22 protein-coding genes and 1 pseudogene are annotated in these 25095 nt (G+C 43.6%); 8 read left to right on the forward strand and 15 right to left on the reverse strand.

What is annotated here, in order from left to right:
- The 3 genes and pseudogenes from HRT75_RS04495 to HRT75_RS04505 form a co-directional block, all read right to left on the reverse strand.
- Positions 1 to 332 (reverse strand): annotated as a pseudogene (locus tag HRT75_RS04495) (glycoside hydrolase); the annotation flags it as partial.
- 41 nt (positions 333 to 373) lie between these two features.
- Positions 374 to 1246, reverse strand: a complete 873-nt coding sequence (locus HRT75_RS04500; protein WP_291183118.1) for a hypothetical protein — start codon at positions 1244 to 1246, stop codon at positions 374 to 376.
- Between the two features lie 83 nt (positions 1247 to 1329).
- Entirely contained in the window at positions 1330 to 2043 is a 714-nt protein-coding gene (locus tag HRT75_RS04505) for a DUF547 domain-containing protein (protein WP_291183120.1), read from the reverse strand.
- A 194-nt stretch (positions 2044 to 2237) separates the two neighbouring features.
- Here HRT75_RS04505 and HRT75_RS04510 point away from each other — a divergent pair, with 194 nt between their 5' ends.
- From HRT75_RS04510 to HRT75_RS04530, 5 genes are all read left to right on the forward strand, one after another.
- Complete coding sequence (locus HRT75_RS04510; RefSeq protein ID WP_291183122.1) at positions 2238 to 3542, forward strand: FAD-dependent oxidoreductase; 1305 nt, start codon at positions 2238 to 2240, stop codon at positions 3540 to 3542.
- 2 nt (positions 3543 to 3544) lie between these two features.
- Entirely contained in the window at positions 3545 to 5128 is a 1584-nt protein-coding gene (locus HRT75_RS04515; RefSeq protein WP_291183124.1) for a 4Fe-4S dicluster domain-containing protein, read from the forward strand.
- Between the two features lie 65 nt (positions 5129 to 5193).
- Positions 5194 to 5628 (forward strand): hypothetical protein, encoded by a 435-nt coding sequence (locus HRT75_RS04520; RefSeq protein WP_291183125.1) that lies wholly within the window; start codon positions 5194 to 5196, stop codon positions 5626 to 5628.
- 55 nt (positions 5629 to 5683) lie between these two features.
- Complete coding sequence (locus HRT75_RS04525) at positions 5684 to 6379, forward strand: glycosyltransferase family 2 protein (RefSeq protein ID WP_291183126.1); 696 nt, start codon at positions 5684 to 5686, stop codon at positions 6377 to 6379.
- Positions 6376 to 7866, forward strand: coding sequence for a cellulose synthase family protein (locus tag HRT75_RS04530; protein ID WP_291183128.1), 1491 nt, complete (start codon positions 6376 to 6378; stop codon positions 7864 to 7866). The genes HRT75_RS04525 and HRT75_RS04530 overlap by 4 nt, the downstream gene beginning before the upstream one ends.
- Here the strand turns inward: HRT75_RS04530 and HRT75_RS04535 are convergent.
- Complete coding sequence (locus tag HRT75_RS04535) at positions 7863 to 9092, reverse strand: M28 family peptidase (RefSeq protein WP_291183129.1); 1230 nt, start codon at positions 9090 to 9092, stop codon at positions 7863 to 7865. The two genes, HRT75_RS04530 and HRT75_RS04535, sit on opposite strands and share 4 nt — an antisense overlap.
- Before the next feature lie 31 nt (positions 9093 to 9123).
- Here HRT75_RS04535 and HRT75_RS04540 point away from each other — a divergent pair, with 31 nt between their 5' ends.
- Positions 9124 to 10257, forward strand: coding sequence for a hypothetical protein (locus HRT75_RS04540; RefSeq protein ID WP_291183131.1), 1134 nt, complete (start codon positions 9124 to 9126; stop codon positions 10255 to 10257).
- Positions 10258 to 10260: 3 nt separating this feature from the next.
- Positions 10261 to 11703: a glycosyltransferase family 87 protein gene (locus tag HRT75_RS04545; RefSeq protein WP_291183133.1), complete on the forward strand. Its 1443-nt coding sequence runs from the start codon at positions 10261 to 10263 to the stop codon at positions 11701 to 11703.
- Here the strand turns inward: HRT75_RS04545 and HRT75_RS04550 are convergent.
- The 5 genes from HRT75_RS04550 to HRT75_RS04570 all read right to left on the reverse strand — a co-directional run bounded on the left by HRT75_RS04550 (position 11630) and on the right by HRT75_RS04570 (position 16509).
- On the reverse strand, positions 11630 to 12424 hold the full coding sequence (locus tag HRT75_RS04550) for a S4 domain-containing protein (RefSeq protein WP_291183135.1): 795 nt from the start codon (positions 12422 to 12424) through the stop codon (positions 11630 to 11632). The genes HRT75_RS04545 and HRT75_RS04550 overlap by 74 nt on opposite strands.
- Positions 12425 to 12472: 48 nt before the next feature.
- Positions 12473 to 13429, reverse strand: coding sequence for a carbon-nitrogen hydrolase family protein (locus HRT75_RS04555; protein WP_291183137.1), 957 nt, complete (start codon positions 13427 to 13429; stop codon positions 12473 to 12475).
- Entirely contained in the window at positions 13429 to 14334 is a 906-nt protein-coding gene (locus HRT75_RS04560) for a geranylgeranylglycerol-phosphate geranylgeranyltransferase (RefSeq protein ID WP_291183139.1), read from the reverse strand. Before HRT75_RS04560 ends, HRT75_RS04555 begins: the two co-directional genes overlap by 1 nt.
- A 36-nt stretch (positions 14335 to 14370) precedes the next feature.
- Positions 14371 to 15309 (reverse strand): mevalonate kinase, encoded by a 939-nt coding sequence (locus HRT75_RS04565; RefSeq protein WP_291183141.1) that lies wholly within the window; start codon positions 15307 to 15309, stop codon positions 14371 to 14373.
- A 114-nt stretch (positions 15310 to 15423) separates the two neighbouring features.
- Positions 15424 to 16509, reverse strand: a complete 1086-nt coding sequence (locus HRT75_RS04570; RefSeq protein ID WP_291183143.1) for a diphosphomevalonate decarboxylase — start codon at positions 16507 to 16509, stop codon at positions 15424 to 15426.
- A 105-nt stretch (positions 16510 to 16614) separates the two neighbouring features.
- Between HRT75_RS04570 and HRT75_RS04575 the strand changes: the two genes are divergently transcribed.
- Complete coding sequence (locus HRT75_RS04575) at positions 16615 to 17169, forward strand: TetR/AcrR family transcriptional regulator (protein WP_291183145.1); 555 nt, start codon at positions 16615 to 16617, stop codon at positions 17167 to 17169.
- Here the strand turns inward: HRT75_RS04575 and HRT75_RS04580 are convergent.
- From HRT75_RS04580 to HRT75_RS04605, 6 genes are all read right to left on the reverse strand, one after another.
- Positions 17159 to 18391: an NAD(P)/FAD-dependent oxidoreductase gene (locus tag HRT75_RS04580; protein WP_291183147.1), complete on the reverse strand. Its 1233-nt coding sequence runs from the start codon at positions 18389 to 18391 to the stop codon at positions 17159 to 17161. The genes HRT75_RS04575 and HRT75_RS04580 overlap by 11 nt on opposite strands.
- Before the next feature lie 3 nt (positions 18392 to 18394).
- Positions 18395 to 19336, reverse strand: coding sequence for a PfkB family carbohydrate kinase (locus HRT75_RS04585; RefSeq protein ID WP_291183149.1), 942 nt, complete (start codon positions 19334 to 19336; stop codon positions 18395 to 18397).
- Between the two features lies 1 nt (position 19337).
- Positions 19338 to 21203 (reverse strand): alpha,alpha-trehalase, encoded by a 1866-nt coding sequence (locus tag HRT75_RS04590; protein ID WP_291183151.1) that lies wholly within the window; start codon positions 21201 to 21203, stop codon positions 19338 to 19340.
- 16 nt (positions 21204 to 21219) lie between these two features.
- Complete coding sequence (locus tag HRT75_RS04595; RefSeq protein ID WP_291183153.1) at positions 21220 to 22458, reverse strand: MFS transporter; 1239 nt, start codon at positions 22456 to 22458, stop codon at positions 21220 to 21222.
- Positions 22458 to 23783, reverse strand: a complete 1326-nt coding sequence (locus tag HRT75_RS04600; RefSeq protein ID WP_291183155.1) for an MFS transporter — start codon at positions 23781 to 23783, stop codon at positions 22458 to 22460. Before HRT75_RS04600 ends, HRT75_RS04595 begins: the two co-directional genes overlap by 1 nt.
- 123 nt (positions 23784 to 23906) lie before the next feature.
- Positions 23907 to 25091: a glycoside hydrolase 100 family protein gene (locus HRT75_RS04605; protein WP_291183157.1), complete on the reverse strand. Its 1185-nt coding sequence runs from the start codon at positions 25089 to 25091 to the stop codon at positions 23907 to 23909.
- Positions 25092 to 25095 lie beyond the last annotated feature (4 nt).

Genomic DNA, 25095 nt, shown 5'->3' on the forward strand with positions numbered 1-25095 from the left:
CAAATCCAAATTTGTGGTTTGACCATGACTTTAATTCCATTTTCTTTGAGGACTTTGATATACTGAGTAGCACCTTCACGAGTCTCTCCAAACCACTGTCGCTCCGTATTGTGAATGATATTTGGATTGTCCAAAGACCGTATAAACCCAAAAGGCATCACCGCGGCAAAGTTTGCGTTGACATTCAGCACATGTTGTACCTCTGTATTGTCTGTCGGATTCCTGGCAGCGACATAACTCACACCATTGATCAACTGCTTTTGCTGTTGGGCGCAACTCCAAGTCACCGCGCCAAGCAATCCAACAATAAAAATCTTTAGGGTAGCCTTCATCTGCAATTTTATTTGCAGATGAATTTACAAAATACCCACGGTTAAAACACCGCTCTTAACCCAATATTAAAGGTTTCTCCAAGTCCTGTATCGTTCCCACGAACAAAGTTGGTATACAGCCCTTCTATATTGAGTTCTTTGGTCAATTGGTATTTTACACCACCTCCAACGGCAGTAAAGTCTTGTGAAAAATCACTTCCCAGATCGATCAACTGAGAATGTTGTGCCAAAGCAAGTACCGTAAACTTGCTGCTCGGGAAGTAACTCAAGAATACTCCTGGAGTTAGCCTCAAACTGTTATTGGCAAAACTGGCATCCTTATCTCCAAAGTTCAATTCAGAATTCAGCTCCGTAAATAACTGCCAGTCTCCTCCAGGGAATGTATAGTCATAAAAGAAGCGGTTCTGCCAAATGAATCCGTCCTGATCCAAAAAGACACCGTCTTCTACCTCATTATCTACTAAAGGAATAAAGAACGAACTCTGGATGGAGAAGTTGTTCACGTTCTTAAGCGGAACAAATTTTACCGAGGGAGCAATAGAAGTTAATCCCGAACGGGCCGTTCCGCGTTCTCCGTCAAATTGAAACACCTCTAAAGCGCCGCGATCTGCAATCACATTACTTCTAAATTCTAAGATCACACCCAGGTTCCAACGGCGATTTTCACCAGCACCGGTATAGGCTTCTAAGGTTGATGTGAAGAAGGTTTCACGGGGCTCAGTACCATCTGTAAAGGTACTTTCTGTTTGGGTGTATAGGTTGTTAAACCATTTGAGGTCGTACTGACCTTTACCAATCAATTTAGAAGGGGTTAAGGTTTGAATTACGGAACCCTCTGTTTGATCGTCATCTTGGGCGCTTAGCCCTAAGCTAATCAGTCCTAAGAAGAACGTTAGCAATATTTTCTTTTGCATAGTTGTTTTTTTAGTTTGTGCTTCTTGTGGTTCAAGAGTTATCGTATCAAACTCTTGAACACACAGAAGACTTTGGATATGTATTATTGAGCGTTCAGACGCCAGTCATAGCTGTAATAGCTGATCTTGGCTCCATCCGCGATGGGTGTAGTTCGGTACTTGTTCAAAAACCCAACTAGGGTTTGATCCTTCGTCACAAAATCTTCCTTGTACCACTTAAAAATCTCAGAAACTCCAACCTTCTTGCCCTTCACTTTGATAAAGTTTGGGTTGTTGACCGCCAGTTTGGTTTGTTGCTCCAAAAGCGAGTCTACATTGGCTGGAGTATAGGCCTGACTGATGAGCGGGGGGCATCCTTGCGCACCACAGACCAAGACAAAATGCACACGCGCGTCATTAAATACGGCGCGTAGCTTTTTATTTTCAATATCAGTTAAGGTGATCTTTTCTCCTCCGACGGCGTATTTGGTCTTATCAAAAAAGCCGGCTTTATCTAGTGGAGAATTGATCGGGTAGTTGTCAATGATCCCTTTGATCACTACCAAGTTGTAGGTATTGATCCAAAAGGCACGATACGTATCGGCATCTGAGGCATTAACCTTAATATCTCGGGCTTGATCCAAGAGCGCATTCAAGGCAGATGGATCGGCATTGATTCCTTTATAATCTACTTTTCCGTCCGTGACATGAGCAGCAAAAAAACGCTCCGATCCACTAAAGAAATCTTCTGTAGATTGAGCTACAGCCATCCCTGGAAGCAGCAACCATAGTAATGTTATATAGATTAAACTTTTCATAGTTCTTTTTGGTTTTGATGCCTTTTAGGTCGAAGGGTACAAACCATTACTTACAACATATTTTGAAAAATTTTGCGTAGTAATAAATCTCAATTCCTTACAAGGCTTCCAAAATTTAAAGCCATTCTAAATTGCTGATCTGTGTAATGTTACTAACTTTAAGTACGACTGATCGCTCAACTAACTCTCCAAAAATGGAACACATTGTAATCATTGGCAACGGTATTTCCGGCATAACTACAGCGCGTCATATCCGCAAGTTATCCGACCATAAAATAACCGTCATCTCTGCCGAAACCGACCATTTCTTTTCACGTACTGCCCTGATGTATATCTATATGGGACATATGAAATACGAACACACCAAACCCTATGAGGATTGGTTTTGGAAGGAAAACAGAATCGATCTTAAACGCGGATTCGTGGAATCTGTAAACACTGCTCAAAAAAGCCTGCAATTTGCAGACGGCAGCAGTATGAACTATGATAAACTGGTATTGGCTACCGGCTCTAAACCGAATAAGTTCGGCTGGCCCGGCCAAGATTTGGATGGCGTACAAGGATTGTATTCCAAACAAGACTTAGATGCTTTAGAAGTCAATGCTCCTAATAATAAAGTCTGCCAGCGTGCGGTGATCGTAGGTGGTGGACTTATTGGTATTGAATTGGCAGAAATGCTCAGTACTCGTGGAATTCCAGTGACCTTTTTAGTTCGAGAAGAGAGTTTTTGGAACGGCGTATTGCCCAGCGGAGAAAGCGCTATGATCAACCGACATATTGTAAGCCATCACATTGATTTGAGATTGGGCAGCAACCTGCGTGAAATCCTCGCTGATGAAAACGGCCGTGCACGCGCAGTTGTGATCGATGAAACTGGTGAGGAACTGGCCTGTGACCTTGTTGGACTGACTGCAGGAGTATCCCCAAATATTGACTTCTTAAAGGACAGCGGCATTGAATTAGGCCGCGGAATCAAGGTAAACCGTTTGTTGGAGACCTCAGCAAAAGACGTTTATGCTATTGGAGATTGCGCTGAGCAACGAGAAGCTATTGGCAACAGACGCCCCATTGAAGCCGTGTGGTACACTGGGCGTATGATGGGAGAAACGCTGGCCCAGACCCTCTGCGGAAATCCTACGGAGTACAAGCCCGGCCATTGGTTCAATTCTGCCAAGTTCTTTGATATTGAATACCAAACTTACGGTTGGGTTTTTAGTGATCGCAACAAAGCAGACCACGAACAACACTTCCACTGGGCCCATGAAGACGATACCAAATGCATCACCGTGGCCTATCACAAAGACTCGCGCTTGTTTTTAGGGATCAACACTTTTGGGATCCGCATGCGTCATGAAGTCTTTGACCGCTGGCTCACAGAAGGCCGCGATGTGGACTACGTCATGTCCCACTTAAAGCAAGCGAACTTTGACCCCGAGTTCTTTGCACATTTTGAAAACAATATTAATCAGGCATTCGCCGCACAATTACAAACCGCATAATCATGAGTAGAGTTGATAAATCGATGAGCTTGGCTGGAGGACCTCCAGTAGCTATGAAAACAGGTCAAAAAGTTGGAACCCTGCTCGGTTTGTTCGGTTTGGGCATTCTCACCTTAGCAACGTTCAATGTAAGCCTTCCCAACCAAGGATTGTGGCTCGCGCTAGCCTTATTGTCTATAGGCGGAGGTATTTTAGTCTACAGCAAATCCTTATATAAAGACACCCTTCCGGGGATAAAGAATCACGGAGTTTGGTTAAAGTCGGTTTCAAGCCGAGGCTTTTGGGCCTGGGTGGCCGGAATTGCCTTAACCGGCTTCTATATTGTCCTTTACTTTTTTGCTGAGCTTTTGGGACAAGGCAGCGGAGGCGCTGAAAATACAGGACTCATCGGTCTTTTTGATCCTTTGAGTTACGCCTTGAAAGGACAACCTGCTAGCCAGTGGTTTGTTTACGGAACGCTATATACGCTGGCCATTCTTGCCTTCGGAATCAAATTTATCTGGAAATATCGCCACAACAGTTATGAAAAGATACGTACCGGGAGTGTAATGTTCTTTCAAACCGTCTTTGCCTTTTTGATTCCAGAGATCATGGCGCGATTGAATGGCGATCTACCCTATTACGACCTCAAGAACGTATGGCCTTTAAACTACTACCTTTTTGACCAGTGGAATGTAGACGGGCTATTGATCAATGGTAGTTTTGGATTGACCTTACTGATCTGGGGAATCGCTTCTATTTTGGTGATCACACCTATACTAACCTACCGTTACGGAAAGCGTTGGTATTGCAGTTGGGTATGTGGTTGTGGAGGTTTGGCAGAAACTGCTGGAGACTCCTTCAGACAGCTCAGTGACAAATCCAGATCTGCTTGGCGTGTGGAACGCTGGGTGGTACATTCTGTATTGGTGTTCGCCGTAGTGACCACAACTGGTGTTATTCACTCGTATTTAGGCGATGGCAGCCAGTACTGGTTTAGCCGTGGTACTTTCTTAATCGCCGTAGGAGTGGTGCTTACCCTTCTCTTTGGATTGATTTGGAAGTACAAAAGACACGAACTTAAAAAAGACGCTCGTTACGGCGCAATAGGATATTTAGTCATCATTTTAGCACTTATTGGACTGCACTTCAGTGCTGCGTCAGACAACTTATTGATCTTCCAAACCCATGAGGTGCGATCTACCTACGGTTTCTTGATTGGATCTGTATTCAGTGGTGTAATCGGAACTGGGTTCTATCCTATCTTCGGGAATCGCGTTTGGTGCCGAATGGGTTGTCCAATGGCTGCCATTCTAGGTTTGCAACAACGTTTATTCTCTAAATTTAGAATCACCACTAACGGCGGTCAATGTATTTCCTGCGGAAACTGTTCTACCTATTGTGAAATGGGAATCGACGTTCGCGCTTACGCGCAAAAAGGTGCCAATATTGTACGTGCCAGTTGTGTTGGCTGCGGAATCTGTTCGGCAGTATGTCCACGCGGTGTGCTAAAATTAGAGAACACCGATACCCAAGGACGTATCAATTCTAATGATGTATTGTTAGGAAATGATGTGGATCTTATGGACTTAGTAAATCAACGTTAAAAAAGTTGAAAATTTATTGAAGAAAATCGTTAGGGTCAACCCGAGGCTTCGTCTAAGGTTGTGTAATGAAACTTCAAAAAACCATAATCTTTTGCAGCTTGCTTTTCCTTCTGGGAATGCAAGCTGCATTTGGTATGGAGAAGTCCTACCACAAAAGCTATTATCCCGATGGAACCATCAAAGCAGAAGGCTGGTTGATGGACACTCAAAAAGTTGACTTTTGGATCTATTACCATCCCAACGGAAAGGTAGCCTCAAAAGGACATTATAAAGCCGATATCATGCACGGTTACTGGCACTTCTATTATCCGCAGGGAAAATTGAAAAAAGAGGGGCACTTTGTCTTGGGAAGCATAGAGAATTGGTGGATTTTTTACGAACTTGGCAGCCGTAAAAAGAGCAAGTTTCAATTCAAAAACAACCAAAAAAACGGGTTTTGCCTGCGATATGAAGGCAGTAAACTCATTTTAGCCGAGAAGTATATTGCCGACAAAAAGTAGGACAATGGACTTCAGTTCGTGCTTTTAAATGAGATAATCCCGACGTTTCGTTTCGATGAATCCCCGTATTAAAGTCATTATTCCCGCCTATAATGAAGAAGATTCCATAGGCAAAGTCATTGCAGACATCCCTGAGCTGGTTCAAGAGGTGATCGTGGTAAGCAACAATTCCACAGACCAAACTGAAGCCAATGCCGCTGAGGCCGGCGCGACAGTGCTTAAAGAAACGCGCAAAGGTTATGGTTATGCCTGTTTAAAAGGAATGCACTATATCGCAGAATCTGAAACCTTGCCGGATATCGTTGTGTTTTTAGATGGAGATTACAGTGATTACCCTGAGGAACTCACTAATCTTGTGGCTCCAATTATTGAGGACGATATTGATTTTGTCATTGGCGCTCGGGTTCCAGAATTACGGGAAGCTGGTTCCATGACTGGACCTCAAGTCTTTGGGAATTGGTTGGCCACTTCTTTAATGAAGCTGTTTTTTAGATCGAGCTTTACAGATTTAGGCCCATTTAGAGCGATCAAATACGAAAAGCTCTTGGCTTTGAACATGGAAGACAAAACCTACGGCTGGACCGTGGAAATGCAACTCAAAGCCTTAAAAAAGAAATACAGTTATCGCGAACTTCCAGTGAAGTATCGCAACAGAATAGGGGTTTCCAAGGTTTCCGGAACGGTAAAAGGTGCTATCTTTGCTGGCGTAAAAATCTTGGGTTGGATTTTTAAATACAGTCTTAAAGGATGATACTTGAAACGCTAATATTGATTGTCTATTCGGCAGCCTTGATCATGATCTTCATGTACGCCTTGGCACAGCTGAATCTGCTTTTCAATTATCTGCGTGCTCGCAAAACTCAAAAGGACTCTCCCAAGTTTGACCTCAATAAAAGTGATGAAGTTCCCTACGTCACTGTTCAGCTTCCTGTGTACAACGAGATGTACGTGATGGAACGACTACTGAGCAATATTGCCAAATTAGAATATCCGAAAGACAAACTGGAAATTCAGGTTTTGGACGACTCCACCGATGAGTCCTTTGCCAAAACTGCAGCCCAAGTTGCCGAACTACAAAAAACTGGTTTAGATATCATTCACCTGAGTCGTGAAGATCGGGTTGGCTTTAAGGCAGGGGCCCTCAAAGAAGGTCTAAAAACCGCCAAAGGGGAATACATCGCGATTTTTGATGCGGATTTCCTACCACAACCGGATTGGCTTAAAAAGACGATACCTTACTTTAAAGACGAGCAAGTTGGTGTTGTGCAAACCCGTTGGGGGCACCTCAATAGAGATTACTCATTACTCACTCGTGTACAAGCCTTTGCTTTGGATGCGCACTTTACCCTGGAACAGGTGGGGCGTAATTCTCAAGGACATTTTATAAACTTCAACGGCACGGCCGGTGTTTGGCGCAAGCAATGCATCATTGACGCCGGAAACTGGGAAGGCGATACCTTAACGGAAGACCTTGACCTTTCTTACCGCGCGCAACTCAAAGACTGGAAGTTCAAATATTTGGAGGAAGTGGAAACACCGGCAGAATTGCCCGTGGTTATTTCTGCAGCCCGCTCACAACAATTCCGTTGGAACAAGGGAGGCGCAGAGAACTTTAGAAAAATGCTTTCGCGTCTTTTAAAAAGCCAAAACATCTCAGCCAAAACTAAAGTACATGGCATACTGCATCTGTTGAACAGTACCATGTTCTTAAACGTTTTGATCGTAGCCATTTTGAGTATTCCTATCCTCTACATAAAAAATGAATATGAACACCTCAAGGTATACTTTGTGGTGATGAGTTTCTTTGTGATCAGTACGGTGATCTTCTTTATTTGTTATTGGTTCACCTATCGGAATATTTACGGTGGTGGTTGGAAGAACTTCCTGGAATACGTCGGGATGTTCTTTACATTCTTCTCCGTAGCCATGGGCTTTTCCCTGCACAATTCAATCGCTGTGCTGGAAGGGCATTTGGGTAAAAAGAGCGAGTTTATCAGAACGCCAAAGTTCAACATCAGCAGTTTAAAAGACAGCTGGAAAGGCAATAAATACCTTAGAAAGAACCTGTCTCCAAACATCATCATTGAAGGCTTGTTGATGCTCTATTTTGGATTTGGAATGTACCTGGCCTTTGTTGTGGGCGACCAAGGTGGTGATTTTGGACTCTTTCCCTTCCACCTGATGCTTTTTATTGGCTTCGGATATGTATTCTTTAAAAGCTTGTTTAGTCGGGCTTAGAACTCTACATCTACGGTGACTTCTTCACCTTCGCGTTGTACAGTAACCTTAGTGGATTGTCCTTTTTCAAAAGACGATAGTGCGCGCATATAACTCATCATATCCGTCACTAAGGAATCTCCCATTTTAATAACGATGTCTCCTTTGATTAGTCCGGCTTTCTGTGCTGGACGATCTTCTGAAACCCCGTCAATGCACATCCCTGTTCCGCTGTAGAGGTAATCAGGCACGACACCAAGACCAACCTTGAAACGAGGCACTTCCTCACTTTCATTCTTGGTTTTTCTAAAGGCTAGATCTCCCTGCGTACTGAGGTCTTTGATCAGATCCAAAATAAAACCAGAGATGCTTTCCATGCCTTCATAATTGAGCTTTTCAGCGTCATCACCAGGTTTGTGATAATCTTCATGCTGCCCGGTAAAGAAATGCAATACAGGAATATCTTGCAGATAGAAGGAAGTATGATCTGACGGCCCTACACCTGATTCGTGTTCTGAGATCTGAAAACGGTCGTTATTATTGACAAAAATTGTTTGCTTGAAAATAGGTGAAGTTCCAACACCATGTACAGCCAGTTGCTTGTCTTCATTCAATCGACCAACCATATCCATATTGATCATATAGGTGACCTTTTCGAGATCAATGGTTGGATTCTTCACAAAGAAGTTAGAGCCCAATAGGCCCAATTCCTCTCCGGAGAAAGCAATGAACAAATAATTATTCTTGGTCATAGCGCTGTCTTGAACCTTCTTGGCGAGATTAAGCATAATTGCAACTCCACTGGCATTATCATCAGCGCCATTGTGAATAGCAGCCTCACCACGGTGCAACGAGCCTTCACCTCCCATACCTAAATGATCGTAATGCGCTCCAATTACTACAGTAGTTTCTGCTTGATTGTCCAAATAACCAATTACGTTGGTCCCAGTAATGGTCCCATCTGAGGCAATGGTATCAAAAGTGGCCTCGCGATGCGGATCGTTGGAAGGAGTAAAACTGAAGGTCTGGTAATATCCGCCGGCTCCTTTTGGTTCTAAACCAAGGGCTCCATAGCGCATTTGAATATAACCCGCAGCCATGAGCTCATAGGGAGTTCCAGTATCTCTTCCCTTTAAAGAATCCGAAGCTAAAAAAGCCACATCATCTTTCATGCTCACAGGAGTTTCAACCTCATTTTTACAACCGATCAAGGCGATTGCTGCTAGGATGCCAATAATTGCCCTCATATCCTTATTTTTACACAAAATTAGTTCAAAAATGATCCGTATCCCAATCTTTGCTTTACTATTATTACTGATTGGTTGTAAGCAAAATACAAGCGAAACCCCTGCTGAGAATCTCAGTGACGCTACTCCAAAAACTGAGGAGCGCCCAAACATGATGGAAATGAGTTCTGATACCCTCATTTACCCAGAAGAGAAATACTTTAAAAGCATCAAACAGGTGACCTTTGGTGGAAACAATGCCGAAGCTTACTGGAGTTTTGACGACAAGCAAATGGTGTTTCAAGCAGATTTCGGCAAATGGGGTGTGGAATGCGACCAAATGTTCTTATTGAATGTAGGGGAAGATTTGATGGACAAACAACCACCAATGGTTTCTACAGGAAATGGACGTACCACCTGTTCGTATTTCTTACCCGACAACGAACACATCATTTATGCTTCTACGCATTTAGTGGATGAAAATTGCCCGGAAGTTCCATTGCGAGAGAATGGAAAATACGTTTGGCCCGTTTACGATTCCTTTGACATTTTTGTGGCCGATTTAGAAGGAAACATCACGGCACAGCTTACCAACGAGCCTGGTTATGATGCAGAACCAACGGTATCACCTCAGGGAGATCGTATAGTATTCACTTCAACGCGTTCTGGAGACCTGGAGCTTTACACCATGAATTTAGACGGAAGCGATGTAGTGCAGATCACCGACGAACTCGGTTATGACGGAGGCGCCATCTTCTCTCCTGACGGAACCAAACTTAATTTCAGATCCAGCCGACCAAAAACAGAGGCGGAGATCAAAGAATACAAGGACTTATTAGCTCGCGGATTGGTGCAACCTACCGAGATGGAGCTTTACATTTGTAATGCAGACGGTTCTGATCTGCGTCAGTTGACCAACTTAGGAAATGCCAACTGGAGTCCGTTCTTCCACCCTTCTGGGGAAAAGATCATCTTTTCCAGTAATCATGAAAACGCCGGTGGATTTCCTTTCAATTTATACATGATTGATCTGGACGGACGCAACTTAGAGCGCATCACACACGGAAAGACTTTTGACGCCTTCCCAGTTTTCTCTAACGACGGACGCTACTTGGCTTTCTCGTCTAACAGAAACAATGGCGGAACACGAGACACCAACTTGTTCATTGCTGAGTGGAAAGACTAATTCTTGAACGCGCTTAAAACATATCTACAAGGGTCGCCTGCAGCCGTGCTGGCGATCCTTTTTAGTTTAGTAGCCTATTATTTCATGGGCTATGAATTAGACCGCTCCGACTTTGGCCAATTGATGGGGGGCGTAGTCATTTTATTTGCAGCCGCAGGGCTTTTGATCTATAATCCCAAGCTTAAGTTTTGGCATTTGGTTTTGATCGGTTTGGCCTTTAGGTTGATTCTGATTGTGGTCACGCCTAATTTATCACAGGACTTTTACCGCTTTATTTGGGACGGAAGAATCATATTGGCTGGTCTCAATCCTTACGATTTTACTGTTTTTGAAATTCTAACGGAGCAATACATCAGTAGCTTTCAAGACCCTGTAAGCATCCCAGATGCGCAAACGCTATTTAACGGAATGGGAGATCTCAATGCGAGCCATTACAGCAACTATCCGCCTCTAAACCAAGGATTCTTTGTGCTGGCAGCGTGGTTAGGAGGAAACTCTATCTTGGGTACAGCAGTAGCCATGCGGGTCTTGCTTATTCTTGCAGACTTGGGGATTCTCTGGATCGGCAAAAAGGCTTTGGAATACCTCAAAATGGACAGCAAGCGCATCTTTTGGTATTTTTTAAATCCCTACATCATCATTGAACTCACTGGCAACCTTCATTTTGAAGGCAGCATGTTGTTCTTTCTATTAGCTGGGATCTATCTGCTACTGCGCAAACACTATGTTTTGGCAGGTTGTATGATTGGCTTTTCTATTTCTGTTAAGCTGATTCCGCTGATGCTGTTGCCGCTGTTCTTCCGCTATTTCATTCCCAAAAAGACTTTTCAAGGTGGTTTTAAAAATCTCTTTGAGTTCTACGGCTTTGCTTTGATCGTTGCAGCCGGGAGCTTTTTGGCCTTTTTGTCAATGGACTTCTTGGATAACTTTTCCAAGTCCATTGGTCTTTGGTTCCAAACCTTTGAATTCAATGCGAGTGTGTATTATATCATTCGATGGATAGGCTATCAAACTGTAGGTTGGAATATTATTGCCGATGTGGGCAAGATCCTACCGTTGATCATTATTGGCGTGTTGTGTTTGCTCGGCTTGTTTAGAAAGATCAGCAGTCCAAAAGACCTGTTTAGCGGTCTTCTGTTGGCGATTAGCTTTTACTTCTTGCTCTCTACTACCGTGCATCCTTGGTATGTGGCTACTCCACTGTTACTCTCCATCTTTACGCGCTACCGATTTGCCTTGGTTTGGTCCTTGATGATCTTCTTATCCTACAGCGCATACGGCCATCTAGGCTTTGATGAAAAGCTGTCTATGGTCGCGATAGAATACCTGGTAGTACTCGCGGTATTTATCTGGGATTTAAAGCGGATTGGGTTTAGAGCATCTTCAAGTACGCCACTTCCTGCTCGGTCAAATGACGCCAACGGCCTCGAGGTAGATCCTTCTTAGTTAAACTCCCAATGGTCACACAATCCATACGCACCACTTGATATCCGAAGTGCTCAAAAATGGTACGCACAATGCTGGTTCCGGTATGTTTGATCTTTAAACCAACCTCTTTCTTTGGTGCTTTATCCACATAAGAGATGTCTTCTACCATCACCTCTTTGTTGTCGATCTTAAAACCTTCTTTGATCTTACGCAGATCTTCTGCTTTTAAGTTCTTGTCCAACTCAATATGAAACAAGCGTCCTGGTGCTTTAGGTGAATTGGTGAATTTAGTATTGATGCTCGCGTCGTTAGTAAAGAGTAACAAACCTGTTGCATTACGTCCTAAACGTCCAATGGGCTTGATGTTAGCCTTAGTGCTATTCCCGACCAAATCCATAACAGTATTACCCTTTTCTTCACTAGTGGTAGTCGCAAAGCCTTTAGGTTTGTTCAACAAGACATAGGCATTGGGTTCTGGTTGAATACGCGCACCGTCAAAACGCACTTCGTCTCCCGGTTGTACGCGGAATCCCATTTGATCAATTACTTTTCCATTGACCATGACCTGACCCGTGGCAATATACATATCGGCCTCACGGCGGGAACAAACTCCGCTGTTAGCGATATACTTATTCAAACGAATCCCCGATTGCTCTTTGGACTCCGCTTTTTTAGCTGGTGACTTTTTAAAGTTACCGCCTTTGTTTTTGGGATTGCCTTTTCTACCTCCGCGCTGCATGTCTTAAATTTTGCCGCAAAGATAGTATAAAGGGCAATGCAAAAATTTTTAATCGTTAAAACTTGCTGTAGACTGTCTGGCTCTATTGACTTGAAGCTGAGTCACGTCAGGACGCGAATAATGACCAACTGGATCAAAATTCTGTCGCTCTTGCAAAACCCGCTCATAGTCAAGTTCTGCGTAAATATTACCCTCTTCATGCAAAACGGGAGGAATGATCCACTCGCCATCGGGACCGGCAATAGCGCTTCCGCCATTGGCCATAACATCCGGGGCATTTTTAAGCAACTCTTCTAAATAAGGGGTATCCTTTGGAAAATCCGAAGGGCGCATCAAAGCAGAAACTGAGATCACAAAACTGCGGCCTTCACGCGCCATGAATCTAGTGATGTCTTTGGTGTTGTGATCACTTCCCGGCCACACGGCTATATGCAGGTCTTCTCCTTGCGCATAGAGAGACGCACGCGGCAGAGGCATCCAATTCTCCCAGCAATTCAAGCCTCCGGCCGTGAAACGCTTTAAAGGATGTACTCGCAAACCATGGCCATCTCCTGGTGACCAAGTGAGTCGCTCATCGTAGGTAGGTTGTAATTTTCTATGTACCGATTGGATTTTTCCTTGTTGATCAATGTAGACCAGTGAAGCATAAATACTCTTCCCTCCTCGATCTAATGGACGCTCAATGATTCCTAGATAAACGGCTATTTGATGTTTGGCAGCTAAAGCGCATACAGCATCGAGTTCTCCTTTTTCAATACAAATTGCATTATTCACATAATGGGCATGCAGGGTTTTGTTGATGTCTAAATTCCAGCCAGCACCATGAGTCAAGGCCAACCAAAAAGGGTAACCAGGAACCACGCCTTCTCCAAACACGATCAGCTCTGTGCCTTCCTTAGCGGCCTGATTCATATGGTCCATGACCTTATCTAGGGTTGCTGATTTATTCAACCAAACCGGCGCAATCTGCGCCATGGCTACTTTTAGGGTGTTTGAATTGCTCATTATAAAAATCGTTTCAGAATCAGATCGACATTGATCAGTACTATACTAAAGACGCCCAGGACTATGATTCCTTTCAAAAGGCCGTGTAAAATTAAGTAATGTAATTTTTGCTTGGAGCGCCAAAGGACAATCAAAAATAAGATCAAAGCCAGTGCGCTTGCGTAAAAGTAATAGTCCATATAACCCACCTCAAAATACCTCAACAGTAAGGCAATGGGTATTAGCGTAGTCAAACAAAGAGCTGAGATCAGGCCTTTTGCAACACGCTCTCCATAAACCACAGGGACTGTTTTATAGTTCAAGGTGAGGTCTCCAGTTAAGTTTTCAAGGTCTTTGACAACCTCCCGCATCCACAGTAATAAAAACAAAAAGGTCGCGTGCACAAAGATCACCGTATCAAAATTGCTGTAATAGATAAACACGGCAAAGAATGGAGTCACAGAAAGCATAGCGGCAATGATATTGCCCAGTCCTGTAATTCTCTTAAACTTATGCGAGTACAGCCAAATCCCAAAAATATAGGCCGAAAAGAAGATCACCGCTCTAAAGGACACATAACTGGCAAAGATCACCGAGAAGAAGTTCAGCACAAAGTACACGCCGAGTTTGGTACGCTGACTTACCAGACGATCCAGCATAGACTTTCGCGGTCGGTTGATCAGATCCTTTTCACTGTCGTAAAAATTATTGATAATATATCCAGACGCTATCGCTACCGATGAGGCCAAGACCAACATTAGCAAATTGGGATCAAAAACCACCTCCTTTAAAGGTAATTGAGGGGCCAAAATGTAAATGGAAGTCAAGTATTGAGCGAGGATTAATACGAGAACATTATAGCCGCGTACCACAGAAAACAAACTCAGTGCCTTGGTAATAAGCAGTTTGTTTTTGCGAGACAACATCCTGTTGTGAACTATTGAAAGTTGGGGGTATTTCTTTTAAAAGGTATAGACTACCTCTAGCTTATGGCCTTGCAAAGCTTTGCGTGCCTTATCCATGTCTTGAGTGAACCCTAACATATAGCCTCCACCTCCAGAACCACAAAGTTTGAGGTAATAAGCATTGGTTTCAATTCCTTTCTTCCAAAGGGTATGAAACTCCTTAGGGATCATCGGCTTGAAGTTATCCAAAACAACTTTTGAAAGGTCTTTTACATTTCTGAATAAAGAACTCACATCACCTTTTAAGAAGTCTTCAACACAGGCATCAGTATGCTTGACAAACTGATCCTTAAGCATTTTTCTAAAGCCTTCTTGCTTCATGTTTTCCATAAAGATCTGCACCATAGGAGCAGTTTCTCCGGTGGTTCCGCTGTCTAATAAGAAAACGGCTCCTTGACCTTGCTGGTCTTGAGAAGGGATGCCCGCAGGCTCAATGCTGTCTTTGGAATTGATTAAAATAGGCAGGCTCAAATAGCTGTTCAATGGATCCAAACCAGATGATTTGCCGTGGAAAAAGGATTCCATAGCACCAAAGATCTGCTTGAGTTGTAAAAGCTTCTCTCTGGTTAGGTTTTCCAATACAGTGATCTTCTCACTGGCGTATTTATCATAGACCGCAGCTACTAATGCACCGCTACTTCCAACTCCGTATCCCTCTGGGATGCTTGAATCAAAATACAAGCCGTTGGCAACGTCTGCTTCTAAAGCTTCTATATCAAATTGAACCAATTCCGGCTGCTGTTGCTGCAAGTCTTTGAGATGTGCTGCAAAGCGCTCTAAGCTTTGATTGGATCTACGTGTAGCCACAGTTTTGTGCGCGTCAATCTTTAAAGCTCCGTTATAAAAGTTATACGGAATAGATAGTCCTTTCGAATCCTTGATGATGCCATATTCACCAAAGAGCAAGATTTTAGAATAAAAGAGCGGTCCTCTCATGATATAGTATTGGGCGAAGATTAGCTCAAAACGTTACAACTAACCTCTTATTACAAAAATACAATATGATTTTGACATTAACAGTAAAATACTGACAATTTAAATCGCTGAGGACTATAGTCTTACCGCGCCTTGACCTACTTGATCGTGGATATATGCACCTTCTTTACAATGGGCTTTAAGCTCATTTTCAATCAAATCTTGAACCTGCTGTTTGTGCTGAGCTGGATACAAAAGATGCACATTAGCACCTGCATCTAGCGTAAAGCAAGCAGGAATACCAGTCTCTTTCCTAAAGCTCCAGATCCTATTGATTATGGCCAGAGTGGCCGGTTTCATCAGAATGAAATAAGGCGAAGACGTCAACATCATTGCATGAAGACTCAATGCTTCAGATTCCACCAAAGCAATAAAGGCGTCAAGATCTCCTGAAGCTAAAATTGGCTTAATCGTTTGCATATTGGTATTTGCTTGATCAAATCGTTGTTCGGCAAATGGGTGGCCGTGCATCAAACCGTGACCTACGGTACTACTCACTACTTTCTCACCAGTATCTACCAAAAGGACCGTGTCACAGAAATCGTGAAAGACTTCGTGCACAGCTTCAGGGTAAGGAATCGCGAAGAGATCGCTAGAACCTGCAATTTCTTGATGTTCACCCCAGACTGCCAAACCGCCGTCTATACTTCGCGCGGCACTTCCGGAACCCAATCGAGCTAAAAAGGAAGCCTTCTTTTTAAAATCTTCCTCGGAAGGACCATTTCCACTGAGTTGAGCTTCCAAGTCTAATAAACATAATGCGAGAGCGCTCATTCCGCTGGCAGAAGAGGCTATTCCACTACTATGAGGAAAACTGTTACTGGTGTGCACGGTGAAGCTGTAATCCTCCAAAAAAGGAAGATAGGGCATAGCTATGGTGAAGAACTTTTCAATTTTAGGAACAAAATCTGCTTGCGCTTTACCATCTAAGAGGACCGTGATGTCAAAGCCCTTCCCTTGTTTAGATTGAAATTCCAAACGCGTAGACGTAGCGCAATGGTCCAAGGTAAAACTGATTGAAGTATTCTTAGGCAATTGTTGTCCGTATTTACCCCAATACTTGATCAAGGCGATGTTACTCGGAGATTTCCAGGCCACAGAACCTGATTCAACAAAATTGGTATAGGGTTTTGGAACGAATTCCTGATGCAATGCTGACATGGCACAAAGATACTGATATTGGAAGGAATCGGTGGAGGTTGAAAAAAGGAGAAATTTGATTGAAATTCTTTTTTGTACATTTATAAAATGAACGTTCATTCATAAATGAAAAAAGATCGCTTACTTAACACCGCTACTTCACTTGCTGCCCAACAGGGACTGCATGCAACTTCCATGAAGTCCATTGCGAGGCAAGCCAATATAGCCGTGGGGACCATTTACCAATTCTACACCTCCAAGGATGAGCTTTACGGGAACCTGCTTGATCAGTTCTATCAGAAATTGAACAATAGCATGGAAATCTTAGATTTGGAACTGGACTTTATCCCTTTAATGGAGCAAGCATACCAGAGTTTATTTGATGCCTTAAAGGAAGATCCAACCGCCTTTGAGCTCTTTCTGCAATTACGCACCTTAAACAACTATACTCCCTTTGCCAGAGCACAGCAAGAACAACTGGAGCAGCATTTGGCCAAAATTGCGGAAGTAGGAAAGTCGGCGGTGCTGATCAAGAACTTTTCAAATAAAACAGCAGGTAAATTATTCTTTGAACAAATTTGCACGCATGCCAAGTTGGCCATAGACCAACCTCATGAACAGGCCTGGAACACACCACAACTCTTTACTAAGGCTGCAATATCGAGTTTGCTTAAAGACTAGTTGCGATTCCTTGGGCGATCAAGTAACCACCCGTCCAAGCATTTTGAAAATTAAAGCCACCCGTAAGCGCATCCACATCAATTACTTCACCTGCTAAGTGTAACCCAGGGACAATACGACTTTCAAAAGATTTGAAATTGATCTCATTAAGTGCCACTCCTCCTGCGGTCACAAACTCATCTTTATAGGTGCTTTTTCCAATTACAGCATAGGTATCACCAAGAATGGTGTTACTGAGTTCTTCCAATTTTTTGTTGGATTGATCACTCCAAAGACCCTTGGAATCCAGTCCAGAACGCTCTAAAAGGTAGTTCCAGAGTCGTTTGGGCATCTCCAAGGTATTGCCATTGCTTAATTGTTGTTTAGCTCGATCCAAACGCAGCTTTTTAAAGACTTCTTGCAATTGCTCCGGATGCATATCTACCCATCTAACCTTGATGCTGAAGTTATATCCACAGGCTGACAGCTCTCTGGCCGCAACCGCAGAAAGCTTCAAGATTCCAGGGCCGCTCAATCCCCAATGGGTTACCAAGACTGGGCCGCTTTGAGAAAGCCAAGGTTTCTGATTTGCATCCAACAGTTGTACCTCTGCAGGCTGACTCAGCCCTTGCAGGGCCAACAAATCAGGCTCGTTTATATTGAAGGTAAACAAAGATGGAACTGGAGAAACTATTGTATGTCCTTTCTTGGAAAGCAGTTGCCAGATCTTTTTGGAACTTCCAGCCGTGATTACCAAGCGTTTTGTAGTATACTTAGCTAGCGCCGTGTTTACTTGAAATCCAGTTTCGACAGTTTCAAAATCGACTACATTCTGAGAAAGTTTTACTTCAATATTGAACCGATTTGCTTCGGATTCCAAGCAGTCAATAATGGTTTGAGAACTATCGGTTACAGGAAACATTCGGCCGTCCTCCTCAATTTTAAGCGGCACCCCTCGCTCTTCAAACCAAGCGACAGTATCGCCAGTCATAAACTTGTGAAAGGGACCTAGTAATTCCTTTTCTCCTCTCGGGTAATAGGTCGTTAAGGTTTTTGGATCAAATTCTGCATGGGTTACATTGCAACGTCCGCCGCCTGAAATTCTAACTTTTTGCAGAACCGCTTTTGATTTTTCCAAGATCATGATCTTGAGCTCTGGACGGGCTTCTGCCAAATTGATCGCGGTGAAAAAGCCGGCTGCTCCACCTCCAACAATCACAACATCGTAGGTGAAATTTTCCATTGCTTAAAGATTGAGAACGGTGTGTAGCATACTCGCATAATCAGGGATACGCCCTACATTCTGCAACTTTATGGCGGCAGTTTTAAGACCTGTACTCATACATTCTCTCGGCGCCATTTCCTTGAGATGTGCAAACAAGAATCCGCTCCAAAAAGCATCTCCTGCACCGGTTGCATCCATGATTTTCTCCACTTTCATTGCGGGTAGCTCTATCGGATCTTCCTCCGGTTGTGAAAGCATAGCTCCCTTTTTTCCCAAAGTCAAACAGATCATTTTGGCACCCCAATCATGCAGGGTTTTAAACAGCTCATCAGGTGCCATGGCATAACCAAAAATTCGCTCCACATCGTCTAAACTGGCTTTGATCAATGGATTCATGGCGCAGTAATTCTTGACAACTTCTAAGGCCTCCGCACGGTCTGGCCAAATGGAAGGCGCATAATTGATATCAATACTCAAGGTAGCACCAGCAGCATGAGCCTGGGCCGCTGCAGCAAGGATACTGGATCTTGCAGGTTGTCTACTCAATCCAAAGCAGCTGCAGTGGAACAAACGAGTATTTTTAAGGTTTTCCGTTGGAAGTTGATCTTCACTGATTTGGAAATCTGCTCCACGCATCGGGATAAACTCCGGACTGCCCTCAGTTCGGGAGACAAAGATCACCGTGGTTGGATGGGCGTCCACCTCTTGCAATCCATCTAGGTTGATCTCAGCTTCCTCAAAACGAGCTTTGATATAGGTGCCAAAACCGTCTTTACCAATAGCAGCGATCAAGCCTACATTCAATCCGAATCGGGCCAAATTCATCGCAACATTGGTAGGCGAACCTCCCAAATATCTGTGATAATCTTTGATTTCTGAGATGGGTTTTTCCTTTTGGTTTCCGATGAAATCAATCAAAGTCTCACCGGCACAAATGATATCTAGTTGTTGGTTCTGTGACATCTTAAAATAAATGTTCAGGAGGAGTTAAGGCGTTGAGCTCCTCGCGTAATTGGTCTGTTAAAAAAGTAAGGCCGTATTGGAAAGAAGCATTCATCCATCCAAAGCCTTCGGTTGTAATGTATTCAAATTCTGTCCCCACGTTTCCGTATTCAGCAAAGACTAAATGGGTGGCTTGGACCACGTCATATTTCTCCGGAATGGTTCCGTTATAATCGGTCGCATTGCGGACAATCATGTATAGCCAGCGATACACCACTTCATGCAATTGCCCAGTGTATCCATAGTCATCAAGGCCTTTCCAGATCATCATCTGATGCGGTGCCCAACCGTTGGGATAATCCCACTGACGCTGTGGCCTTTCAGGACCAACAGCTCCTCGACTTTCACCATCACAAGAGGCAATTCCGCCTTTCTCCAAGAGCTTGGGCAATAGATTTGCAACCAAAGATCTCGCTTGCTGCTCAGAGGCCATTCCACACCAAAGAGGTGTTAATGCGGTGGCAGAATTAAAGACGACCTGCTCTTGTTTCTGAACATCATAATCGTAATAAACTCCGTCTGATTCGTTCCACAGATACTGATCCACCAGATCTCTGCGTTTTACTGCTGCCTGTTCAAATTGCTTGCTGTGATAGACTTTATCTCCAACCACAAAATGATCATCAAAGACGGATTTGATCAGCTCGGCAAAGTCAGTCTCATACTTATACAAAAAGGCATTGAGCTCTACCAAGGCCATATCAGCGCAGCGGCCTTCTATTCTGTAGGAAGTATCGTGGCCAGACTCACGAACGGTCCGATCATGAATAAAATAGGCATCCAACTCAGAGTTGATTATGGAACCATTTGCATAGGCTTCTATAAAAGCTTCAATACTCAAACCAGCTTGGTCTGCATAGGGTTTTAGAACGGCGTCGTAATGTCCAAATTCTGCCTCGGGCGTGATCCCGATTCCTTCGGCCAAAAATCGATTCAAACCAATTGCAGTAAGGCGCTTTCCTGGAGCCATCCAAACAGTTTCGTATTCCTTTATGGCCGTTGCCAAATGTGAGGCTAGCCATTGTACATCCTTGTTTTTCTCAAAGACCTCTCTAATCTGACTGGAATAAAATGGCGGTTGTGTTCGAGTTAAATAATAAGAACGGTTGGCATTGAGAATCTTGCCGTAATGTTCAATTTGGTATTGGAAATTATCTGCCATGGACTGTGCTAAATGGGACTTCCCATCCAAGTGCAAACCAATACTTTCAAAATAGGAATCCCAACCGTACATTTCATTAAAACGACCCCCGGGTACTACAAATGGAGCTCCGAGAACAACATCGCCCTCTTGGCACAAGCGCAAGGCCAGAATCCCGGGTTTGTCGTTTAGATCTGCCACATAACGCGCAGAAATATCTTCTGGTAGGCGAACCACTTCAATAGGATGAGCCGCTTCTAATGCCTTGTAATAATCATAGGCCATCTGATCTTGATAGGGCACATATACTTTGAGTTGCTGTTCCGCTAAAAATTCGTTCTTAGTATCTGAGACAAGAGCCGCTATTCCATCGGCATCTATACTGCGTGTGAGGCCATCCCAAAAATAATTTCGAATCATTCTAGAAACTCGATCTGCTGGTGGTTCCTCTAATTTGCTTAAAGGAATTGTTGCCACTGATTGATCACCGCGCCCGGCAATGACCAATTCTTGCAACAGATTGGACAGGGCATAAGTGCCTTTTAGGGTATGGATAGTGCCTGAAGTGCTGGTCAAGGCAAAGGACTTGGGTCCTTGATCATTGATGGTGATCTTTTTGTCGCCATCAGTATCTTCTTGAGTCAAAAGCTCCTTAAGCGTTTGCGCAATATTGACTTTGAATTCCATGAAACTTTCGTCTGATTTAAGCCGTTAAGGCTTTTTGTTTTTGAATCATGCGGTAAAATATCCAGATCGCAATCAAGATCAAAGTCACCGGAACCAGCGCAAAATAGAAAGCAGTAGCTCCGTCATAAGCCTCAAAAACGTGCCCTGTGATAATAGAACCTGTGGTGCCTCCTAAAGCAGAGAAGATCACTATAAGCCCAGAGACCGAACTGTGCATATGCTTGGGTTGCGAACTGAGTATTGTGGAATTGATCGTTGGATAGATCGGCGCCAAAAAGAAGCCCAATAAAGGCATCAAATAGACTACCAAAGGTGCATTGGTCCAACTGATGTCTCCACTCACCTCGCTGTTTCCTGCCAAAGGTAAAGCCAGTAATATGATCGCAGCTACGGCAATTAAACAGACCGATAATACATAGATCCATTTGATTCGAGCCAATACCGCACCCGAGGCGAATCGACCGATCATCGTTGCGCCTCCTAATACGGCTCCAGCTTGTATGGCCATAGAAGAAGGCGTGTTTAGAATATCTTGATAAAAGGTAGGGAACCAAGTTTGGAAGCTCTGCTCGATTAGCACATACAAGAATACGCTCACAATAAACACCAACACCAATGGCTTAGCAATAGTTGCGAACATCTCGTAGAAATCCTCAGATAAACTTCTGGATTCGATCTTTGCTTCACTTTCATCCAATTTAGAGAACCACAGCACCACTAAGGCCAAAAGTGACAATGCGCCTAGGAACCAATACATATTGTACCATTCTTGTGACTTCGGATTGGCATCGTCAACAAACAAACTAAAGGCGACGTTTCCAACCAGGATTCCAGCCATAAAAAAGGCCTCCAAAACGCTCATAAAACTAGCGTGTTGTTTGGCATCATCAGTAACCAAACCAATGGTTGCAAAAACTGAAACTTTAATCAGTGCGAAGGAAATTCCAATGGCCATAAAGAGGACTTTGAAATACCAAAAAGCATCTGTAAAAGGCATCAAACAGCAACATCCTGCAACTAGAATGAGTCCAATGACCATGGAGCGTTTTAGTCCAATCTTAGGCAAAAAGGAAGCCAGCAAAAAAGATGTTATTGCAATTGGCAGATCTTTAAAACCCTCTAAGACACTCGCGGCATCTTTGGTGATTTCATAATTGCGTTGCACTTGAAGGATCACCGTTCCCACGCTGTTCAATAGGATCGCAAAAACGAAATAATTGAGCAGTAATGCGACTTTAATTCCCAGTCCTTTCATTAGGCTTCGTTTTGAGCTTTTTTCACATTGAGTCGCATGGCTAATGCCGCGGAAATGATAAAGAACACTCCAGCAAACAATATGGCATTAACCGCGTTTCCACCCATCAAATGCTCCAAGATTGGTCCGAAGGTCAAGGTTTGAATTCCCATCGGGATTACAATCATCATGTTCAAAATACCCATATACACCCCACGTCTGTCTTGAGGAACAATTTTAGAAACCATGGAATAGGGTATCCCCATCATGGCCGCCCAACCAATACCGAACAGGATCATTGGGAATAATACCGTGACAGAATCATTGATATGCGGAATGGCCAGCAGAGCCAAACCGGTTCCTAACAAACTCAAGGCGTAAATCTTCTTGCCACCAAATCGAACCATAAGCGGCACTAAGGCTAAGGCAACGATCATGGTGGTAATATTGTACGTACTGCTCATTTTTGCAGCCTGCGCAAGGGCCTCAGACTTATCAAAGCCCATAGTTTTTTCAAACATCGGCGCAATCATCTGCCAGTAACAGAACAAAGCATACCACTGGAATAGATAGACTCCAGAGAGCTTCCACATGAACTTAGGCATGTCTTTTACGGCTTCTTTAATCTCTAAGAAAGGCTGCCGCACTTTTTGCATAAAAGGCAGCTTTTTCTGCCGTTTAATTTCTTCGTATTCTTCGTCGGATGGAGGTATTTCTGGAGTGGTATAAACCGACCAGCCAATGGTTATCACAGAGAGCGCCGCTCCTATAAAGAAGGAGTAATACAACCAGGTAGGTATGGTCCCTGCAGTTTCCACAGCATCACCGCCAAACCAGTCTTGGAAGAGAAAGATCGATAGATTCGCAATTACAATTCCCGCTCCCACAAAAAGACTCTGCATTTGATACCCCAGACTCAGTTGCTTTTCTGGTAATTTATCTCCCACAAAGGCGCGGTAAGGCTCCATAGCCATATTGTTTCCAACATCAAGGATCCAAAGCAATCCAACAGCGAACCACAATTCTGGACTGTACGGGAACAAGAAAAGACAAATACTACCTAAAAGCGCACCAATCAAAAAGAAGGGTTTACGCCTTCCCCATTTGGGAGACCAGGTTTTATCAGAAATAGCACCAATAATGGGCTGTACGATCAGACCAGTAACAGGACCGGCAATATTGAGCAAGGGCAGGTCTTCTGGCTGCGCTCCCAAGAAAGAAAAGATGGGATTGATCGCGGTTTGCTGCAATCCAAAACTGAATTGGATGCCCAAAAAACCAACATTCATATTAAAGATCTGCCAAAAAGATAGTTGCGGCTTCGGAATCTTAGAAATGATACTCATACCTGTTTATTTAGTTGCCAATGAGTACCTAATATCTGCAATTTTTTAGGCATTTCTAAGAATACCTCCCACAAATTGAGATATAGGCAACGAAAACGTTATCGAAAGGGCGAATTGTTAATTTTAGTGGAAGACTGTTGTGCGCTCTTTGGCCTGTATCATTCGGAGCGCTTCTTGCATAAAGATCACACCCGATGCGCTGTAGCCCATTTGAGTTTTACCACCTAGAGTTTTGCTGATGGGATTGTAGTATTCCTGATACGCCCAGTCTGATTTTGTAAGCAACTCTTGCTCAAAAGCACCAATGATCTCGGAAACTAATTCTGATTCACCTTGTGCCGCCAATCCTAGGGTAAATAAGCCCATCCACACGGGCCAAACACCTCCATTGTGAAAATCCCCCGGATGGTTTTTAAAACTATAGGAGTAATTGGTCTTAAGCATATTCCAGTCGTAAGAATCTTTATTGATCACCGGCCAGAACGCTGGAATTAAACAGGCGCCTGTCTCTTGCTTAAACCCGCTAACACCTACGCGCAAAGCTTCTTTTTGAGCCTCACTTAAATCCCAATACAACAAAGCTAAGGCATTGCCTCCAGCATCAAAGCGGAGGTCGTATAAGCCGGGTAAAACAAAGGCTGCGAAATTCTGAACGCCTTTATTAAGGGCATCCTCAAATCCTGCTTTATGGTGGGCTAAGTCGCTATTTTTAGCCTCTGGCCAAAAATTGATCAGACTCTTTCTGTCAACGTCAAAACCACGATCATAACCCAAATCGGCGAGGGCCTTTTCCCCTATCATCCGCAGTAAATTATCATAAAGCGTATAACCATGAACGGGGTATTCGTCTGCCCAATTCCCGCTCAAAGGCGTATAGAGCCAACCCTTGTTGTTGAATTCTAAGTTGACCAAATATGATCTGGTTTTAAGCACATTTGATTTAATGCGATTCCAGGTAGTCTCGTCTCCAGTATGTTTGAAATACAAACAAGCCCCGAGAATAAACCAAGTATTGGCATCAATACGTCCAACCAGTGAGCCATAAGAGACCTTGCCATTTCTGGGATCTACATTCGAGGGAATGATTCCTTCTTCGGACTGATTTTCCGCCAGGGTTAAAAGAGAGTTCTTAAATGCTTCTAGGTGTTTAGGAGCCTTAGTGATCAAAGCAGCCATACCACAAACCATTGAGTCACGTGACCAAATACGTTTGTAATTGTCCTCATCCAGGGTGCTAGCCAAAAACCCATTAGGCGTAGAAAGGTTATCTAGAAGTTGCCAAGCAATGGTTTTCTGGGCTGAGATCATCGCA

It is taken from the genome of Gilvibacter sp., assembly GCF_013214815.1.
In the GTDB taxonomy this organism is placed as follows: domain Bacteria; phylum Bacteroidota; class Bacteroidia; order Flavobacteriales; family Flavobacteriaceae; genus Gilvibacter.

What these genes read in the sequence shown, in the direction of transcription:
- HRT75_RS04555 (WP_291183137.1), bottom strand. Translation starts at nt 13,429, where the DNA reads ATGAGCAATTCAAACACCCTAAAAGTAGCCATGGCGCAGATTGCGCCG.
- HRT75_RS04595 (WP_291183153.1), bottom strand. Translation starts at nt 22,458, where the DNA reads ATGAAAGGACTGGGAATTAAAGTCGCATTACTGCTCAATTATTTCGTT.
- HRT75_RS04580 (WP_291183147.1), bottom strand. Translation starts at nt 18,391, where the DNA reads ATGGAAAATTTCACCTACGATGTTGTGATTGTTGGAGGTGGAGCAGCC.
- HRT75_RS04590 (WP_291183151.1), bottom strand. Translation starts at nt 21,203, where the DNA reads ATGGAATTCAAAGTCAATATTGCGCAAACGCTTAAGGAGCTTTTGACT.
- HRT75_RS04505 (WP_291183120.1), bottom strand. Translation starts at nt 2,043, where the DNA reads ATGAAAAGTTTAATCTATATAACATTACTATGGTTGCTGCTTCCAGGG.
- HRT75_RS04530 (WP_291183128.1), top strand. Translation starts at nt 6,376, where the DNA reads ATGATACTTGAAACGCTAATATTGATTGTCTATTCGGCAGCCTTGATC.
- HRT75_RS04605 (WP_291183157.1), bottom strand. Translation starts at nt 25,091, where the DNA reads ATGATCTCAGCCCAGAAAACCATTGCTTGGCAACTTCTAGATAACCTT.
- HRT75_RS04515 (WP_291183124.1), top strand. Translation starts at nt 3,545, where the DNA reads ATGAGTAGAGTTGATAAATCGATGAGCTTGGCTGGAGGACCTCCAGTA.
- HRT75_RS04570 (WP_291183143.1), bottom strand. Translation starts at nt 16,509, where the DNA reads ATGTCAGCATTGCATCAGGAATTCGTTCCAAAACCCTATACCAATTTT.
- HRT75_RS04500 (WP_291183118.1), bottom strand. Translation starts at nt 1,246, where the DNA reads ATGCAAAAGAAAATATTGCTAACGTTCTTCTTAGGACTGATTAGCTTA.
- HRT75_RS04510 (WP_291183122.1), top strand. Translation starts at nt 2,238, where the DNA reads ATGGAACACATTGTAATCATTGGCAACGGTATTTCCGGCATAACTACA.
- HRT75_RS04525 (WP_291183126.1), top strand. Translation starts at nt 5,684, where the DNA reads ATGAATCCCCGTATTAAAGTCATTATTCCCGCCTATAATGAAGAAGAT.
- HRT75_RS04575 (WP_291183145.1), top strand. Translation starts at nt 16,615, where the DNA reads ATGAAAAAAGATCGCTTACTTAACACCGCTACTTCACTTGCTGCCCAA.
- HRT75_RS04560 (WP_291183139.1), bottom strand. Translation starts at nt 14,334, where the DNA reads ATGTTGTCTCGCAAAAACAAACTGCTTATTACCAAGGCACTGAGTTTG.
- HRT75_RS04520 (WP_291183125.1), top strand. Translation starts at nt 5,194, where the DNA reads ATGAAACTTCAAAAAACCATAATCTTTTGCAGCTTGCTTTTCCTTCTG.
- HRT75_RS04535 (WP_291183129.1), bottom strand. Translation starts at nt 9,092, where the DNA reads ATGAGGGCAATTATTGGCATCCTAGCAGCAATCGCCTTGATCGGTTGT.
- HRT75_RS04540 (WP_291183131.1), top strand. Translation starts at nt 9,124, where the DNA reads ATGATCCGTATCCCAATCTTTGCTTTACTATTATTACTGATTGGTTGT.
- HRT75_RS04565 (WP_291183141.1), bottom strand. Translation starts at nt 15,309, where the DNA reads ATGAGAGGACCGCTCTTTTATTCTAAAATCTTGCTCTTTGGTGAATAT.
- HRT75_RS04585 (WP_291183149.1), bottom strand. Translation starts at nt 19,336, where the DNA reads ATGTCACAGAACCAACAACTAGATATCATTTGTGCCGGTGAGACTTTG.
- HRT75_RS04600 (WP_291183155.1), bottom strand. Translation starts at nt 23,783, where the DNA reads ATGAGTATCATTTCTAAGATTCCGAAGCCGCAACTATCTTTTTGGCAG.
- HRT75_RS04550 (WP_291183135.1), bottom strand. Translation starts at nt 12,424, where the DNA reads ATGCAGCGCGGAGGTAGAAAAGGCAATCCCAAAAACAAAGGCGGTAAC.